This window comes from Lysinibacillus sp. FSL M8-0216 (assembly GCF_038595555.1).
GTDB classification, from domain to species: domain Bacteria; phylum Bacillota; class Bacilli; order Bacillales_A; family Planococcaceae; genus Lysinibacillus; species Lysinibacillus fusiformis.
Genome location: NZ_CP152007.1, coordinates 3485750 through 3501824, shown reverse-complemented (window position 1 = coordinate 3501824; position 16075 = coordinate 3485750). Strand labels below are relative to the sequence as shown.

General features: G+C 33.6%; 17 protein-coding genes. All 17 read left to right on the top strand.

Going from position 1 to position 16075, the window contains the following annotated elements; all coding sequences use genetic code 11:
* The first annotated feature begins 364 nt into the window (after positions 1–364).
* The 17 genes from MKX57_RS17225 (at position 365) to MKX57_RS17145 (ending at position 15974) form a co-directional block, all read left to right on the top strand.
* Positions 365–538, top strand: a complete 174-nt coding sequence (locus tag MKX57_RS17225; RefSeq protein ID WP_008179393.1) for a thiazolylpeptide-type bacteriocin — start codon at positions 365–367, stop codon at positions 536–538.
* A 71-nt stretch (positions 539–609) separates the two neighbouring features.
* The gene (locus MKX57_RS17220; protein WP_008179395.1) at positions 610–783 is read left to right on the top strand and encodes a thiazolylpeptide-type bacteriocin; all 174 of its coding nucleotides are present in this window, start codon (positions 610–612) and stop codon (positions 781–783) included.
* Positions 784–861: 78 nt separating this feature from the next.
* Positions 862–1035, top strand: coding sequence for a thiazolylpeptide-type bacteriocin (locus MKX57_RS17215; protein ID WP_008179397.1), 174 nt, complete (start codon positions 862–864; stop codon positions 1033–1035).
* 152 nt (positions 1036–1187) lie between these two features.
* On the top strand, positions 1188–2225 hold the full coding sequence (locus tag MKX57_RS17210; protein ID WP_239355022.1) for a hypothetical protein: 1038 nt from the start codon (positions 1188–1190) through the stop codon (positions 2223–2225).
* Complete coding sequence (locus tag MKX57_RS17205) at positions 2194–4671, top strand: lanthionine biosynthesis protein (RefSeq protein ID WP_342550439.1); 2478 nt, start codon at positions 2194–2196, stop codon at positions 4669–4671. The genes MKX57_RS17210 and MKX57_RS17205 overlap by 32 nt, the downstream gene beginning before the upstream one ends.
* 11 nt (positions 4672–4682) lie before the next feature.
* Positions 4683–5408: an ABC transporter ATP-binding protein gene (locus MKX57_RS17200; RefSeq protein ID WP_008179401.1), complete on the top strand. Its 726-nt coding sequence runs from the start codon at positions 4683–4685 to the stop codon at positions 5406–5408.
* Between the two features lie 12 nt (positions 5409–5420).
* Positions 5421–6161, top strand: a complete 741-nt coding sequence (locus MKX57_RS17195) for an ABC transporter permease (RefSeq protein WP_342530293.1) — start codon at positions 5421–5423, stop codon at positions 6159–6161.
* Between the two features lie 5 nt (positions 6162–6166).
* Positions 6167–7591, top strand: a complete 1425-nt coding sequence (locus MKX57_RS17190) for a hypothetical protein (protein WP_090002178.1) — start codon at positions 6167–6169, stop codon at positions 7589–7591.
* Positions 7591–9264 carry a YcaO-like family protein gene (locus tag MKX57_RS17185; protein WP_342550438.1) on the top strand — a complete coding sequence of 558 codons (1674 nt, stop codon included), beginning with the start codon at positions 7591–7593 and terminating at the stop codon, positions 9262–9264. The genes MKX57_RS17190 and MKX57_RS17185 overlap by 1 nt, the downstream gene beginning before the upstream one ends.
* A 20-nt stretch (positions 9265–9284) precedes the next feature.
* The gene (locus tag MKX57_RS17180; protein WP_342550437.1) at positions 9285–10451 is read left to right on the top strand and encodes a hypothetical protein; all 1167 of its coding nucleotides are present in this window, start codon (positions 9285–9287) and stop codon (positions 10449–10451) included.
* 11 nt (positions 10452–10462) lie between these two features.
* Positions 10463–11296, top strand: a complete 834-nt coding sequence (locus MKX57_RS17175) for a thiopeptide-type bacteriocin biosynthesis protein (RefSeq protein ID WP_008179409.1) — start codon at positions 10463–10465, stop codon at positions 11294–11296.
* Positions 11297–11314: 18 nt separating this feature from the next.
* Positions 11315–12052: a SagB/ThcOx family dehydrogenase gene (locus MKX57_RS17170; protein WP_090002174.1), complete on the top strand. Its 738-nt coding sequence runs from the start codon at positions 11315–11317 to the stop codon at positions 12050–12052.
* A 19-nt stretch (positions 12053–12071) separates the two neighbouring features.
* Positions 12072–12914, top strand: coding sequence for an ABC transporter permease (locus tag MKX57_RS17165; RefSeq protein WP_089987131.1), 843 nt, complete (start codon positions 12072–12074; stop codon positions 12912–12914).
* 158 nt (positions 12915–13072) lie between these two features.
* The gene (locus tag MKX57_RS17160; protein ID WP_043990601.1) at positions 13073–13663 is read left to right on the top strand and encodes an accessory gene regulator AgrB; all 591 of its coding nucleotides are present in this window, start codon (positions 13073–13075) and stop codon (positions 13661–13663) included.
* Between the two features lie 15 nt (positions 13664–13678).
* The gene (locus MKX57_RS17155) at positions 13679–13810 is read left to right on the top strand and encodes a cyclic lactone autoinducer peptide (protein WP_008179416.1); all 132 of its coding nucleotides are present in this window, start codon (positions 13679–13681) and stop codon (positions 13808–13810) included.
* Between the two features lie 109 nt (positions 13811–13919).
* Positions 13920–15221 (top strand): GHKL domain-containing protein, encoded by a 1302-nt coding sequence (locus MKX57_RS17150; RefSeq protein ID WP_008179417.1) that lies wholly within the window; start codon positions 13920–13922, stop codon positions 15219–15221.
* Positions 15222–15230: 9 nt separating this feature from the next.
* Positions 15231–15974 carry a LytTR family DNA-binding domain-containing protein gene (locus tag MKX57_RS17145; protein ID WP_008179420.1) on the top strand — a complete coding sequence of 248 codons (744 nt, stop codon included), beginning with the start codon at positions 15231–15233 and terminating at the stop codon, positions 15972–15974.
* Positions 15975–16075: the final 101 nt, after the last annotated feature.

Genomic DNA, 16075 nt, shown 5'->3' with positions numbered 1-16075 from the left:
TGTTTCATTAAATCTCCCCTCTTTTCTAATTCTTTTATTGAGCTAACTGCTTAGGTCTAGTAACCATTAAATGGTTCTATATTTACAAGTATTGGATTTAAGTGAGGATTCATATAGCGAGATGGAAAAAAACGCTTGAGAAAAATGCTTAAGCGGTTCTTTTTCATTCAAATCAATCATGTTTATATTGCCATCAATCAGGAAAATAACAAATTTTATTGACAGTTAAGATAGAAAATTGCACACCTAATTTAGCTAACAAGGACACCTAAGTATAGAGGAGCAGTTTGTATGAAAGGAATGAATAACCGTAGAATTCTCGAGTTATAGTGTGTATGTAAATAAATGAAAGGAGAAAAGAAAAATGGAAAAAGACTTAAGAAAAAAAGAACTGAGTGCAAATGAATTCGATTTAGAAGTAGAATTATTAGATTTGGATGAAGTGTCAGCGATTCCAGAAACAACAGCAAGCAGTGGCTCAACAAGTTGTTCAGCTTCATCAACATGTGGTTCAACATCATGCTGTGGTTCTTGTTAATAATTCACTTGGACAAATTTAAGTTTTTATTGTAGAAACCAAATAATCATTATTTATAGGAGGAACTAAAGATGAAAAAAGAGATGACTACTCAAACAGTAAATGCAAAAGAATTTGATTTAGAAGTGGAATTATTAGATTTGGATGAAGTGTCAGCGATCCCAGAAACGACAGCAAGCAGTGGCTCAACAAGTTGTTCGGCATCATCAACATGTGGTTCAACATCATGCTGTGGTTCTTGTTAATAAATGTTTGGAAGAGGTAGAGTCGGTTTCGAAAAATAGTATAAACAATTAATTACTATTTATGGGGAGGAACAAGGGATGAAAAAAGAGATGCATACGCAGGAAGTAACTACAAAAGAATTTGATTTAGAAGTGGAATTACTAGATTTAGACGAGGTGTCTGCGATTCCAGAAACAACAGCAAGCAGTGGCTCTACAAGTTGTTCAGCATCATCTACATGCGGCTCAACATCATGCTGTGGTTCTTGTTAATGACTTAAAAAATGGAGCGGTTGAAACAACATATTGTGACAACCGCCCAATTCTCTTTATTTGAAGATGCTCAACCATGAAGAATTGAACAAATGAATTTTTAGAATCAAACATTGTCTTGTTAAAGAAAAAATACATAAGGGTGTGTTGCCATGTATCAAACCTGTATTTATAACTATGACAGTTCATTAGAACAATCATTGCTATTACTTATTGATGAGTTGTGGGATAAACATCAATATTTTGTGTCAAAAGGCTGGGAGGGGGGACCTCATATTCAGTTGATTACAAAAAATAAAATTTCACAATCTGAATATGACACTTTGAAAAAAAGAGTGCGCCAGCTAATCGAAGAACAGCCATTGGATAAATCATATATTGATCAAGTGAAGAAAAAATATGAGCAAAGCTCCCGATTGCTATCAAATTTAGAAAATAAGAAAAATGAACGAGCTATTCGAGAACACGGGGAAATGGACATATATCCTTATAATTTGCCTGTTCATAATGAACGATTAACGAATTTATATATGAACGAACGATTCAGACATTACCCATTGCTATTGGATACTCGAAACTATATAGAAGCACAGAACATTAGCGTTGAGGAGCTGTTTCCCCTTATTTTTTCGAGAATTTCAGATGTCTATCATGAAAAGAATAATAATAAAGGTTATTTTTCGTTTGTCTCGCATGTTCAGGGGTTCTTTGAGCTTTCTGCCAAGCAAGAGAAACCATATACCGAAAAGTTATTTGAGACATTTTATTTAGAAAAACAATCAGGTTTAGAAGCTGCAGAGAAAGCACATTCTCCAATAATCAATAGATGGTTTAACTATTTTACAGAGTTCTATGGAAGTTGTTTAAGTCAGGTGGATGAATTGTTAGACGATCACTATAAAGCGGAATTGACTCGTACTATTGAGGAATTAGAGAAGAATTTTAAAAATGAATTTCATAGGAATTTTGTTGCTTATTCAAAGGAAAATAACTTTATGGAAAATCCTGAGGCAACGGCTTATAGATTTACCGTAAATCTGCTGTATTTACTATTACCTTACTTTAATATAAGTGCTTTGAAGAAGCAAAAGTATATTTATATGGCTTACAGAATTGTGGAAAGTAAAAAAGGGATGACTTGGAGGGAGGAGTTAGGACTTGACTATAATCGTTACTCAAAATCCATTTAGTATTTATCGAGGAACCAATACTTCTGATCAGTGGTACTTTGAAATGAGAGAAAAAGCGAAGGGAATTCAGTCTGCTAAAGAAGCGATTGACAATGTTCATGCAAAAGTTGAAAGAGAGAAAGAAATGGTAGTCAGTCAAATTGAAGAAGAGTTCTCTCTACAAAAGGATCCGAAGCTATTGAATCTGAAACGGGATGTTCATAATTTGCGTAACATTCGTTTAAGGAAATACTCAGGGCCAATTTTATTGAATCGACTAGTAGAGCTTTTAGATCAATTAGAGTTGTATCAAGAAGCACTGCAACAAAGGTATGAGGAAGCTGTATTGAAGTCAAGAGAGATTCTGCAACGAGAAATAGCAGATGAGCAGCTGCAAAAGACCGTTTTATTTTTTAATCAAACTATTTATAAGAACATTGAAAAATATTTATCCAAACCTGTCCAAACACATAATAAAAAAGAAAAAAAGTTGGACAATTTTATTATCAACTTGTTAATGCGCAGCTCTATGAAGACTAGTCCGTTTTCTTATCTTACGCAAACAGGCTCTTCTGGTAATCGATTTTTAATCAAAAAGAAGGCAAATATCGAATTAAACCATGCGCTACTTTTTAGAATATTTTTGGAAGTTATTCGTACGAACAATGATACATTAGAAAAAATTCCAGTCCATGTTTCTAAATTTGGGCAAAGGAATTCTAAAATCTTTTTTGTCACGCAAGAGAATGTACCGCAATCTAAGAAAATATATGAAACAAGAGATAAGCTGGTTGAGATGGGGATTGCGGAAGAAGTAATTCAATTTCTAAAGAAAAAACAAGGGCAAACTATGTATTATAAAGAATTTGCTCAATTTCTAAGTGAACATGATCTTTATTCGGGGCATGAGTTGGATGTATTTAAAAAGCTTGTTACCACGAAAATCGTAGTACAAAAAATTTCAGTAAATGCTAAAAGAAATCTTGTAGAAGAAATGATTTCCTATTTAAAAGACCATGATATTTGCGAAGAGCTATCACGCCAGCTGCAATTCATTAATGAATTGCAAAAGGAATTCGAGCAGGCAGATACAAATGGGCGGTTAGTTCTTTGGAAAAAGATTGAGGATATTATTAAAAATTTGAGTGAAACTATTCCGAATTTTGGTACGGAGATTCTATATGAAGATATCTTGTTTGATGCTCAAAGTAATAAGAGCAGCCTTAAAGATATTGACAATAAATTTTCTAATCATTTCTTTGAAGAAATTACGGCATTTTTACTGTTGTTTGATGTGAATATTCGTGTGCAATACGAAGTTGCTGCGCTTTATAAAAAAATATATGGGCACTCGGAGATAAGTTTATCTGACAGCAATTTATTAAACAATGTATTCTTCGAAAAATTGAGATACTTCTTCCCTTATTTCCAAGACATGGATTACCGCTATGATGACGCGATTGCACCTGAAGTAAAGATTTTGGATGATCTTAGAGACGAATTTAAAGCATTCTTTTCCCAATACTTAGATGAAAATCAAGATGTAGAAATAGATTTTCAGGAACTAATCAAGCCCTTCTCTAAAAAAATTCCTACGTATATTAAATACGGCAATGAATTTAGTATGACATTCTTTTATCAGCTTTTTCAGGAGAAAGTAATTTTAAACGATATTTATGACGGTCAGGAGAAATTTTTATCCAGGTTTAAAGACTTCTTTGAGGATTTGAATAATGATTCACAGTATCAAGAATATATAGGGAAAAATTATTATGATAAAAATTATTATGAAGTGACAGAGCTGTTTGGATTTAATGGCGGTATTCATGATAGAAATTATAAACAAAAATTAAATTTAGAGTTTGGAAATCAGAGATTCCATGATGTTGGGTATCCTCATATATCAGATTTTTCGGTTAAATACGATGAGAAAACGAAAAAATTGAAAGTGCTCGACCATCAGAAAAATGAAGCAAGGGTCGCCTATAAATCGTCATTAGTGCCAGTGTTTCTACCAGGTGTTTTATCTGTATTGCTACTTCTGTTTCAAAGCGGAAGAATTAACTTTGATATAAATTACTTTTTGAAAAAAAGAAGTGATATGCCAAGAATTAGTTTTGAAAATATTGTGATGTACAGAAAGAAGTGGAATATCAAACACGAGGATATTGAGCGTATAAGCAAGGATGCGGCAAATGAAGTAGAGCTGTATTCATTAATAAATAACTATTTTCAAGACAGGGATTTACCTGAAACTTTCTTTTTAAAGAAATACCGTATGGGTGAAGAAATTTCTGCCATGAAGCCATTGTTTATTGATATTACAGTTCCCATATTATTCAAACATTTTATGAATGAAATTACTAATGAAGAAAGTGAAGATCCTACGTTCTTTATCGAAGAGGTGTTACCTGAATTTAATAATGAGCTTAGGGAATATGTTGTGGAATATACGATTGACAATTAGGAGGGTGAACGATGCAGAATTTTAATGTAAAGGTAGAAAAACTAACAAAGAATTATGGAAAAAAGGCTGTTCTAAAAGGAATAGATTTTATTGCTGAAAAAGGTGAGATTATTGGTGTTATCGGTAAAAATGGAGCTGGGAAATCAACATTCTTAGAAATTTTAATGACCATTAAAGATTTTAATGACGGGAAGGTTGTTGTCTTTGGTAATAATTTAAAAGAAATTGATCAAGCTCAGCTTGGAAAAATTAAAAGCAATATATCCGCAGTATTGCAACCTACACAGTTTTATAAAAAATTAAAAGTAAAAGAATTACTAGATCTTTTTAGATCCTATTATGGTAGCAAAGTAGATCTGAATGAAATTATTGAGGAGTTTGAATTGCAGGAGCATTTAAATACATTCTTCGATAATTTATCTGGGGGCTGGAAGCAAAAGGTGAGTCTAGCAATCGCTTTTTCTTCTAAACCACGTTTGATTATTTTGGATGAACCGACTACCGGACTGGACCCTCATATGCGAAACATATTATGGGAAAGTATTACAGGATATATTAAGAAAAATGACAGTACAGTCATTTTATCGACTCATTATATGGATGAAATCGAACTCTATTGTGATAAAGTTCTTTTCATTAATGAGGGTGTAACCGAAGTATTCGATACGCCAGAAAATATTCTGAAATCCGGTCATAAATCTATTAATAGCTTTTATCTCGATAAAATTGCCAAATAAGGGGGAGCAAATATGTTATTAACACAAATTAAATATGACTTAAAAATGTTCTTTAGAGAGTTATTTTATTTAGTCTTTACGGTTGTTGTACCGCCTGTCACATATATTTTAATGGGACAAATGTTCAGTAATGCAACCTATAACGGAGGAATGAACTATGTTCAAATGTATACACCTTCGTTTATTGTCCTCATTAGTTTTTCAGTCGTATTTTTTGCCTTTGGTTTTGATCAGGTAATGAATCGTGCAGCTGGTATTGAAAAAAGACTTTTCATTACGCCGATCACTGATAAAATTCTTCTCATGTCCAGTATTGCTAAGTCATTTATTATAGCTACAGCAGGCTTTTTCTTAATCACTTTGATTGGCTTACTAGTTTATGATTTGCAGCTTTCAATTGTTAATTTTTTGATGTCATATGTAAGCTTATTACTAATTAATGCGGTGATGTTGGTTTATTCTCACGCAATTTATTCAAACTTTAAGGAAGTAAAAACAGCACTTATTTTGTCTATTGTATTGTTCCAAATTGTTATGTTTACTGGGGGCTTCTCTGTTCCGGTGGAAAGTCTTCCGAATTTTGTGAAGTATGTATCTTATGTAAACCCATTCTATCATTTAAATAATATTTATATCTCAATTTGGAATCAGACATTTGAACTCAATCAAGATATGCTGATTTCCATCGGGTACACATCGGCCCTTCTGATTATTTCATTAGTTGTCATTAAGTTCAACAATAAGAAGGAGTGAGTAATATGCTAATAAAGGCTCGAAGAAATATTCGATATCACTATAATGAACCCGACCTATTTATATATGGATCAAACGAATTAATAAAATTAAAACTAAGTATTTCAGAATATGATGAAATCACTTCCCTGATTAGTAAGGCCTATCAGGGAAGTGAAGAAACAGCACTTTTTGAAGAGTTTAACCGCTACACAAAACTCATTCAATTTCTTATAGAAAAACATGTTTTTTATTTAATTGATCCAAAAGTTTATGATCTTCACAAAAACAGTCTCTATTTGCCGTGGGTTGAAGAGCAATGTCTATCAGTAGAAAAAGGTCTGAGAGACATTGAGGGAATTTGTGTGAACATTCCCGCATCTTATTTTGGTGCAATTTATCTCAGTGAATTATTGGCAGAAAATCATATTCAACATGAAATTGTAGAAGTAGAAAATATTGAAGTTTTGGCAGACGGGAAAATCGCTTCACATTATTATATTGGGAAAAAAGAAGATAAAATATGGGTTTCCACAAGAAATCATCCGAATTTTGAGGCTGTGTCAGCTGAGGATATTTCAGAGAAGCTTCTAGCAGGTTTCCTTTATTATGGCGCCATTATATCTATCATTGGGAAAGAGGCCCCTGTATTCAGTATTAATTCCCTCATGGAAGTTGAAAGGAAATTGGCATTTGATGGAATTGAAAAGGTGGATTATCAAATTTCAGGAAGAACGCCTCAAGATGCTATCAAGAATTATAATTCACTCGAAACTTTTGTAAAAAAATATGATTCAAAGATAGTATCTTTTAATAAAAATAGAGCGTATTTTACTTACAACCAATCACCGTTACAGATTATTACTGTACAAACAGAAGACGATGAAAATTACTTCTTTGCAGATATTTCTTATGAAAGGCTCGCACAGTTTCTCTCAGAGGCAGCATTTATCGAAATATTAAAAAATAGTTATTCAAAGGATCTTCTATTGAAGCAACAGGGAAAAGTCATCTATAGTACCCAACATCATAAAACAGGGAAACTGTACAGATTAGATCTGAATGAGCTGGAGGAATCAGAACTTATTAGTAGTTTAATGAATCAAGAAAAGTTATCTACCAATTTCTACCTCCAGGCATGTAGTAGAGGGGGGTATTACTTGTATGCTGTAAATGATAAATCGGAGGCATTCATTTTTCAGCTCCCTGTAAAAACAGCAGCTCAGTTGATAACAGTTTTACTGACTTGGATTAGTATGCATATGAATGATGTATCTATTAAGGAATCATTCTTCCAATCCGTAGATTTAAATGAGCTCCATCTAAAAGAAGTCAGTTCTGTAAATTGGGACAACTCTAATCAAGAAAATTTAGTAAATGGTCAGCAGACTACTGTAGGGAAAATACTCAATGATCATGGTTTTGAATATGAACTTTTGGAGGTGGAGTGATGACCATACAAACAAACATTGCTACGATTCTGACAAACCAAAAGTATATTTTTATTCATTCATCAAAGAATGATTCATTCTTTTGCCTAGATTGCTTTAAGGAGCGAACAAAAGAACTGAAAAGCTATCAACAATATTTTGGTTGGCAAGAAGACCAGCCAAATCGATTAGAATCAGAAATAATTGATACACTTGTGCAAAAGCTCCAAACAAATAGCGAACCGTTCCTCTATGAAATAAACCGAGATACATTGGAAATCCAAGCGAAAGCAACCTTCAAGCGAGGAGATTGTCAGTGTAATGTAGATACGGGTTCAAATCGACCTCAGGAATTGGATACTCTATTCAATGCAAAAGATAATCGACAATTGAGCTTTGAACAAGTAAGAGAAAAGATTGAAAGAAATAAAAAATTAATCTATGCGCATCCATCGTCGATTGTAAATGCATTGGCTCGCTCCGGCGATTCTTATGGAACACCAATGGTTCAGACAGAAGTATTGTATAAGGGAATATCAATGCTTTCCTATGGTCGGACAGGGACGTATGAAAAGTCAAAATATATTTCTATTTTGGAATCATTGGAGCGCTATGCCACAGCGTTTCCTTATAAAAAGCAACAAAGGGCAATGCGGGAAAAAGATTCTGAAGTGATTGATCTCACACTGAGTGAAGTGATGGCACAATGCAATTATGGCAATCCAGAAAATTACTCGGAAGATCAGCCACTGAATTATGAAAAAGTTTGGGCATTGCATAGTGAAAGAGATGTTCTAATTCCCGAGCAGCTAATTTATTACAACTCTCATGTTGTTTCTAATGAAAAGAGATATATTTACGAAAGCTCTAATGGCAGTGCTCTCGGTTCAACAGAAGCAGAGGCCAGCCTACACGCGATGCTAGAGCTGATTGAACGCGATGCTTTTTTAGCTACTTGGTATGGACAGATTCCACCTGTTAGAATTGATGAATCTAGCATTCAATCTAAAAAAATTCAGGCTTATTTGGACTCTTTAAAGCAAAAAAACATCCGTGTACATTTGTTTGATATATCGATGGAAGTGAAAATTCCGACAATCTGGGTTTTATTAGAAAAAGAGGAGCCTAAGGAAAATGAAATGGCCTTCTACACGGCTGCGGCGGCTTCCTTTGACTTGGAAGAGTCAATCGAGCGAGCGTTGATTGAAGCTACAACTGCGATTACTGTTTTTACAAATGTCTTCAATAATAAGGAATATCAGAGAAGGAAACGACAATTGTTGGACAATCCTCAATCGGTGCACAAGTTGGAAGACCACTTGCTACTTTACTCAAACAAGGAGATGAAATATGCATTTTCGTTTGCATTGAATACAGAAATGGTGTCTTCCTACGAGCAATTGGAGGCAGGGTATACAGTATATCAAGGGAAATTTTCCGAGGTTGTTCGAACGCTTGAAGGCCAATTGGTCGATATATCTGGTAAAGCGTATCGGGCTATGACAGAAAATCCGAATTTATTTTCTGCAGGATTTGTAAATGTGAAATATATAGTGCCTGGCATGCTGACGATGACTTTTGGGCATCAAAATAGACGAGTTGTCAGTCAACGAATTGAAAAGGCTATTCAGTTTAAGAAGACAGGGAAGCTAGATAAAGACTGGATAGAGAAAACACCCCATCCATTTCCATAATTGAACGGGAGGGAATAAGGATGATTGATCAACAATATTTAGATCGATTCGGAGAGGATCGCTATAAGCAATCATTGTCTGTTGCACATGTTGATGAAGAACCACTGTTTAATAATCATTTAGATGTGATTGACATGAAATTTTTGAAGGAGCTTGGTAAAAGTGATGGCTGGAGTTCCATTATTTACGATCTCTATTATTATTTAGAGATGATTCAGCGGATAGATTTTTTCAGCAAATACTATTTCCATTCTTTTTCTCCCAAAGCTAGAAATATAGATAGTCTTAAATTGGTATTTGTTCATAAAACGCATATGTTTGTATACAAAGCATTAACAGACAAAGTTTATGTTTATCACCAAGAATATTTTAAAGGATTGAATGCTGAAAGAGACTATCTCGTCATCGTAAATGACAATCGTCAGCTCCAAAAATATTATGGTGAGTTTTCTTTAATGCTAAGTTTATTGAATACAGGTCATTATCTTTATAATCTTGACTATGTTTTAAATGGTCATCAAATTCGTCACCGTAAACTAACAACAGCATCGCTTGAAAAGCCTGTTGAATTTGTCACAATTCCGCTTGTATTGGAAATAGCTTTAGACCAAGAATATCATTTGAGTACAACAGATATAAAAGCGCAACCGGAGACAGAATTTTTCAGGAGAAGAGTATCGGAGCAAAATATTAAAGGCGATGCAGTAGTTAAAAAGTTGATGTCAGCTAATACACACCATCGAATACTGCAGGAGTTCCAAGCAGCTGTGCAGGACTATCCTGGAATAGGCTTGGGGACGTTTATAGATAATATTACTGATGTCAAAAGTGGCTTTTATCGGATTGGAGAAACGTGTGAATTTATTCAACCGAAAGGTAAACTTATGTATACGAAGATGTTGCAAGAATATCAAGATTTCACTAATTTGGAAGGCATGTATTATTGGCTATTTTTTACCTTTGAGAAATCAGGTCAGGATTATGATGATATTTTTTTAAGGATGGGTCATTTTGCACAGCATTTATCTATTATTGCTGCGAAGTATGGATTGGCTGCTCGAGGGATTAAAAATTATAATGACAAAATAATAAAAGAAAAATTCAAACTAGAGAACAATGAACAACTTGGCTACTCGTTAAATCTTTTTAAGAGCTGGAACACAAGTCACAGTATATTTCTAAAATAAAGGAGGACCTTATGTGGGTATCTAAACATTTATTCATTCATGATTATGTCTTAATTGAAGAATTTTTAAAAGAGTGTTTGTTGCCATATTTAGATAGAGAAAAAGTTCGATATTTTTTCATTCGTTATTGGGATGGTGGTCCCCATATCCGATTGAGATACCAAACAGCACAAGACGCAGCAGAAAAAATTGAAAAAGAATTGGAGCACTTATTGGAGAGCTTTCATCTAAAGCATAGTAGTCACTCATTTCAAGCTATTTCCTATGATGAGGCGATCATTCAGACAGAAGGCATTGTACCAACTGCTCCGTATCCGAACTTTTCAATTCAGGCGATCGAGTATGTACCAGAGCTAAACCGTTATGGGGGGGAGGCAGCAATGGCGTTGTCTGAAGAACTATTTGTCCACTCTTCAAAATTTGCTGGACAAATTATTCAAAAGCTTAATCGAACTCAGCGTTATGTGTTAGCCATTGACCTCATGTATAACTGTACAAAAATTGCTCAAGAATTAGGATATATTGAGAAGCATGAGACAATGTTTCATGCGTATCGTGAAATATGGACTCAATTTTCTCAAAATAAGACCCCAGAGCAAATATATAAAGTGATTAACAACAGAATCGATCAATTGAAAAATGGAGAACTTGCCATTGAATTCTATCAGCCCTATCTTAAGGTTTTTAAATCTATGCTTGCTCAAATAAAGTTATGTCAAACGACAATGGAGCCAAAGTACGCCTTTTATATTGTCATTTCTCATCTTCATATGTTGAATAATCGATTAGGGGTATCTCCGGAATATGAATTCATTTTTTCAGATGCTTTTCTTAAAGCTGGGTGATTTCTTAAAAAGGAGGAAATGAATGTGTGGAACTTTAAAGGAGAGAGGAATATAGAGAAAAAATTCATTGATTATCATATGATGTCAATCAATGAACCTGAATTCACCAATACTCAAGTATATGCGCATAGACCGAGAGAGTTGCAGGGAAATGGCAATTATCCGTTAATTGATTTAGATTATACGATTGACGATAATAATATATTTGAAAAAACATTAGGGACGAGATATTCGGCAAGGGAACCATTCAAGACGAATGTGAAGGTCGATAAAAAGGTAATGGCACAATTTACTCAATTGGCCATGATTGGTGGTGAAAAAGAAAACCGTACATACCCTTCTGGGGGGGCACAGTACTATGTTAATATTTATTTTTTATTCAACGAGCAATTGGTAGACGTTGATTTGATAGAGCAGGGGAATATTATGCTGCTGAATAGTGATACTCAAAAATTATTAGTTAAACAATACGTGCCGTGGGATGAAATGAGTAAAGCGTTTATCCAAAAGTATTTGGCAAATACCGCTCAGTTCGCAGTTGCTTTGAGCTGTGATATGTCAGGAATCTCAGGAAAGTATACAGATATCTCCTATAAATTGGTTCAACAGGAGGCCGGACATATTGGACAAAATATTCAGTTGGTAGCGAATTACTTAGGGTTGGAAAGTGTACCATTGGGCGGTTTTTATGATATTGAGTTATCAAAACTTTTGAGTGATAACCAAACATCCTTGTATGCATTTCTTATAGGATAGAAAGGAGTGGAGGTTGAATATGTATTGCTTAAAATTGAAATATCAAGTAAAAAAAATGAACGATTTCTTTATGATCCAGGATTGTATAACATTAGAAACAGTCATGGCCTTTAAAGTTAAAGATATCGAGTTTAATAGATTAAAAGAGATTATTTATCATGGAATCGATGAAACAATGGACTGCTCAGAAAATAAGCTTGGAAATCAGCTTTTGGAAAAGGACCCTACATTGTTTATCTCCTATGAAAAACAAAAATCCAGAGATCTATTGAATCTAGTGAGAAGCTATACAGAATTTTTTACCCCTTATTTCATTTCTACAGAAGCAATTGTAGAGTACTTGATTTTTGCAGAAAAAATTATTGATACAGGGAAAATCTTTAACATTCAAGTCATGTTAGAAGATAAATTCCCAAATGTTCAAGAGTTTCTGGAAAAATCACCGTTTGTACAAACGATCTATGATGAAAACCCACAGGACAATATTGATTTGCTAATTGGAACACAAAAGAAAATCGCAGAAATCAATCAAGTTGAATCTTTTGCAAAGTATATACTGGCATTGAGCTGTCAGGAAAATAGTTTAGAGATTGGTCCATTAATCAATACAACGAAGTTTGAAATTCCTAAGTTTTCAACAGAAGGTGAGCTGAATGCAGCCATCATGCATCATGAAGAGTTGTTGATGTGTTTCTTCTTGGAAAGAATTCTATTTATTCAGTTATTTAATTTATATAATAAAATGCGACAAAATGAGTTTTTCCCCACTAGAAACAAAGTCTGTATTAATCGAATGGATCTTCAAGGATATAGTGAAGCGGTTACGCTGTATCCCAAATATTTGGTTGAGTTTGTCGTATGAAAAATTTCATAATTGTAAGGAAAATACTCGTAACTGTGTATTTTCCTCTTTTTTTTTTGCATATATGTAATCAGAGTAGTAAGTTACTAAATATTAAAAAAAATGATAGAAGAGCAAGATATACTATTATTGTAAAGAAAAACAAGGAGGGGATAAAAATGGAAATACTGCTAAAGGGATTTAGGGAAGACGTGTTGGCAGAATATATGGTTAGGAAATTAAAAGAAAGACAAGAACTGACCAGAATTCAAGAATTGAAGTGTAAATTGGGTATTGAAGTCTGCCTCATTAATCTTGGGAAGGCCGTTCCTGTATACTTGACAGCATTTTTACTGCATTCAGTTTGGCTAACATTTATTTTTCACAGTGCTTATTTATTAGTACGGGTCTATGCTAGAGGTATTCATGCTCAAAAAAGCAGTACCTGCACGTTGATAAGCATTTTCCTTTTCGGAATACTACCGATCATCATACGAGATATTTCAATATCAGAATCGATGTTTTGGATAGGTATTCTAGCTGTATATATCTGTCTTTATAAATATGCCCCTCAAGATACAGAAAAGAACCGTGTTAATGATAAAGCGTTGAGAGTAAAACTGAGAAACAGAGCCATTATTGGCTATTCGATTTGTGTAGCAGTAATGGTTAGTACAAGCTCACAACTAGTTATCAATCAAGTATTTTTTGGAAGTCTACTAGCTGTATGCTGTATTCTTCCATTAACATATAAATTATTGAAAAAATAAGGGAGGAAGAAGAAAATGAAGAAAATTCAAAATATGTTTGCAGAAGGTCTAACAAAACTGTTTGTTGCAGTAGGCGGGTTGAGTGTTCATAATTTCTGTGTATTGTATTCATTTGAACCAACAATTCCAGAAGAACTCAAAAAGTAAATTATATGTGAAATACTAGGTTTTCGCTAAAAATTCTAAATTTTGCTAATTTGGTTTTCTATAGTATAATATTCATACTAGATTCCTATAGAGAGATGAGGATTAGCGTGTGATTCTATTAGCTATAGTTCAAGTCGCCATTCAGTGTATTTTAGTAGCTTTTGTCATAGGGAAACGTTTTATTCGAAAGGAAAATATTATTGCAGTTATACTGTTTAGTCTAATAATGGGCGGGCTATATCCGTATCTAGATATTTTTGGTTCGCTCTTAATATTTGCGTTTGTTCTTGGTATGTTTAAGTATACATATCTAAAGTGGATACCTGCACTGTACTACGCATCAACAATAATGATTGGTATGATCCTCATTGATCATATAACAACTTTCATTTTGGGAAAAGTTTTAGATATTGATACAATCTCCTCAGCAACAAACGAACTCATTTTTTCAGCCGTATTACTACATCAATTTATCACACTCATCATTGGTATTATATTTATAAATCTTTGGAAAAAAATTACTTTCAGAGTTTTTGAGAAGGATGCAGAAGATAGGATTACAAAACGAATTTTAGCTTTCTTGGGTCTTTTTACATATACAATTTATTTTACAATGATTGTTTATGTACGATTAACAGGAAATCAAAATACGCTAGTATTGATGAATACGCTGTACTTATTTATTTATTTCGTCATTTTTGCTGTCAGTTTGTCGTTCCTAGTATATACCTTCAGAAAGCAGTTAGAGATGAGGGAGAAGGAAATAGAGCTAAACAGTATACAAATGTACACGGAACAGCTGGAAAAAAACTATTATGAAATGCGAACTTTTCGCCATGATTACATCAATATCCTATCTTCTATGTCCGAATATATTAACAATCGTGATATGAATGCTTTAGAGAGCTATTTTAATGATAATATTATGCGTGTCAGTCAAGAGATTCGTGATAATGATTTTAAAATGAGAGGATTGTCTGAAATTAAAATTCCAGAAGTAAAAGGTTTGGTTTCCTCCAAACTGATTACAGCACAAGAAAAGGGGATAGATGTGGTTTTTGAATGCCCTAACGAAATTCATTATTTGAATATGGACAGTGTACTATTGTGCCGCTGTATTGGAATTATTTTAGACAATGCCATTGAAGCAGCTGAAGAGGTGGAGAAGGGTATCATACGAGTGGGGTTTGTTGAGCTCGAACAATCCGTGTCCTTTGTAGTTTGGAATACGTTTAGTGATACCGGACATAAACTTTTTCAATATTTCGAAAAAGGATTCTCGACAAAAGGTGAAAATCGAGGGCTGGGGCTGAACAGCCTGAAGAAGATGGTTGATCAAGAAAATATGACACAGTTGGATACAGTTATCGAGGATGGTTTTTTTAAGCAGGAAATTGTAATTTTAAAGTGAGGGATTGAGATGATTGATGTTTTTATCTGCGAAGATCAAAAGGAACAAAGAGAGAAGATAGCCAGATATGTTTCAAATTATATAATGATTGAAAATCTGGATATGCAACTGGTCCTAACGACCGCGGATCCAGAAGAATTATTACACTATATAAAAGAGAGTAAACGATCTGGTTTATATTTTCTTGATATTGACCTGAATCATGAGATGAATGGTATCACACTTGGCGCGGAAATCAGAAAAGTGGATCCAATAGGCGATATTGTTTTTGTCACAACGCACTCAGAACTTACTTATTTAAATTTCATTTATAAAGTAGCAGCGATGGATTTTATTATTAAAGATGATGTTGATTCAATACAAAGTAAGGTTATTAGCTGTTTAAAGGTGACAAATGAAAGAAAGCAAGTGACGAATAAGACATCCAATAAAAAATTCGTTCAAAGAATTGCAGATAAAATTATTAGTGTTAATTTTGATGAAATTATGTTTTTTGAATCCTCTCCATTACATAAAGTTGTTTTACATTTGGATAATCGTCAAGTGGAGTTTTACGGGAAACTGAAAGACGTAGAAAAAGAGTATGAAAGTTTCATTCGTTGCCATAATTCCTTTGTAGTAAATATCGACAATATTCAGGAAGTGGATTTTAAAAAGAAAGAAATATTAATGAAAAACGGAGAAATTTGTTATGGGTCGGCACGAATGATTAAGGCTGTACAGAAAAAATTAGAAATGAATGTTATCGAATAAAAGTATGTTTATTAAAAATGGATGAATTTAACGGAAATAGAAAAGGTAGAATCATTACTTAAAATATCCGGTAAATGCTAGTTAATAAACTAACATTTACC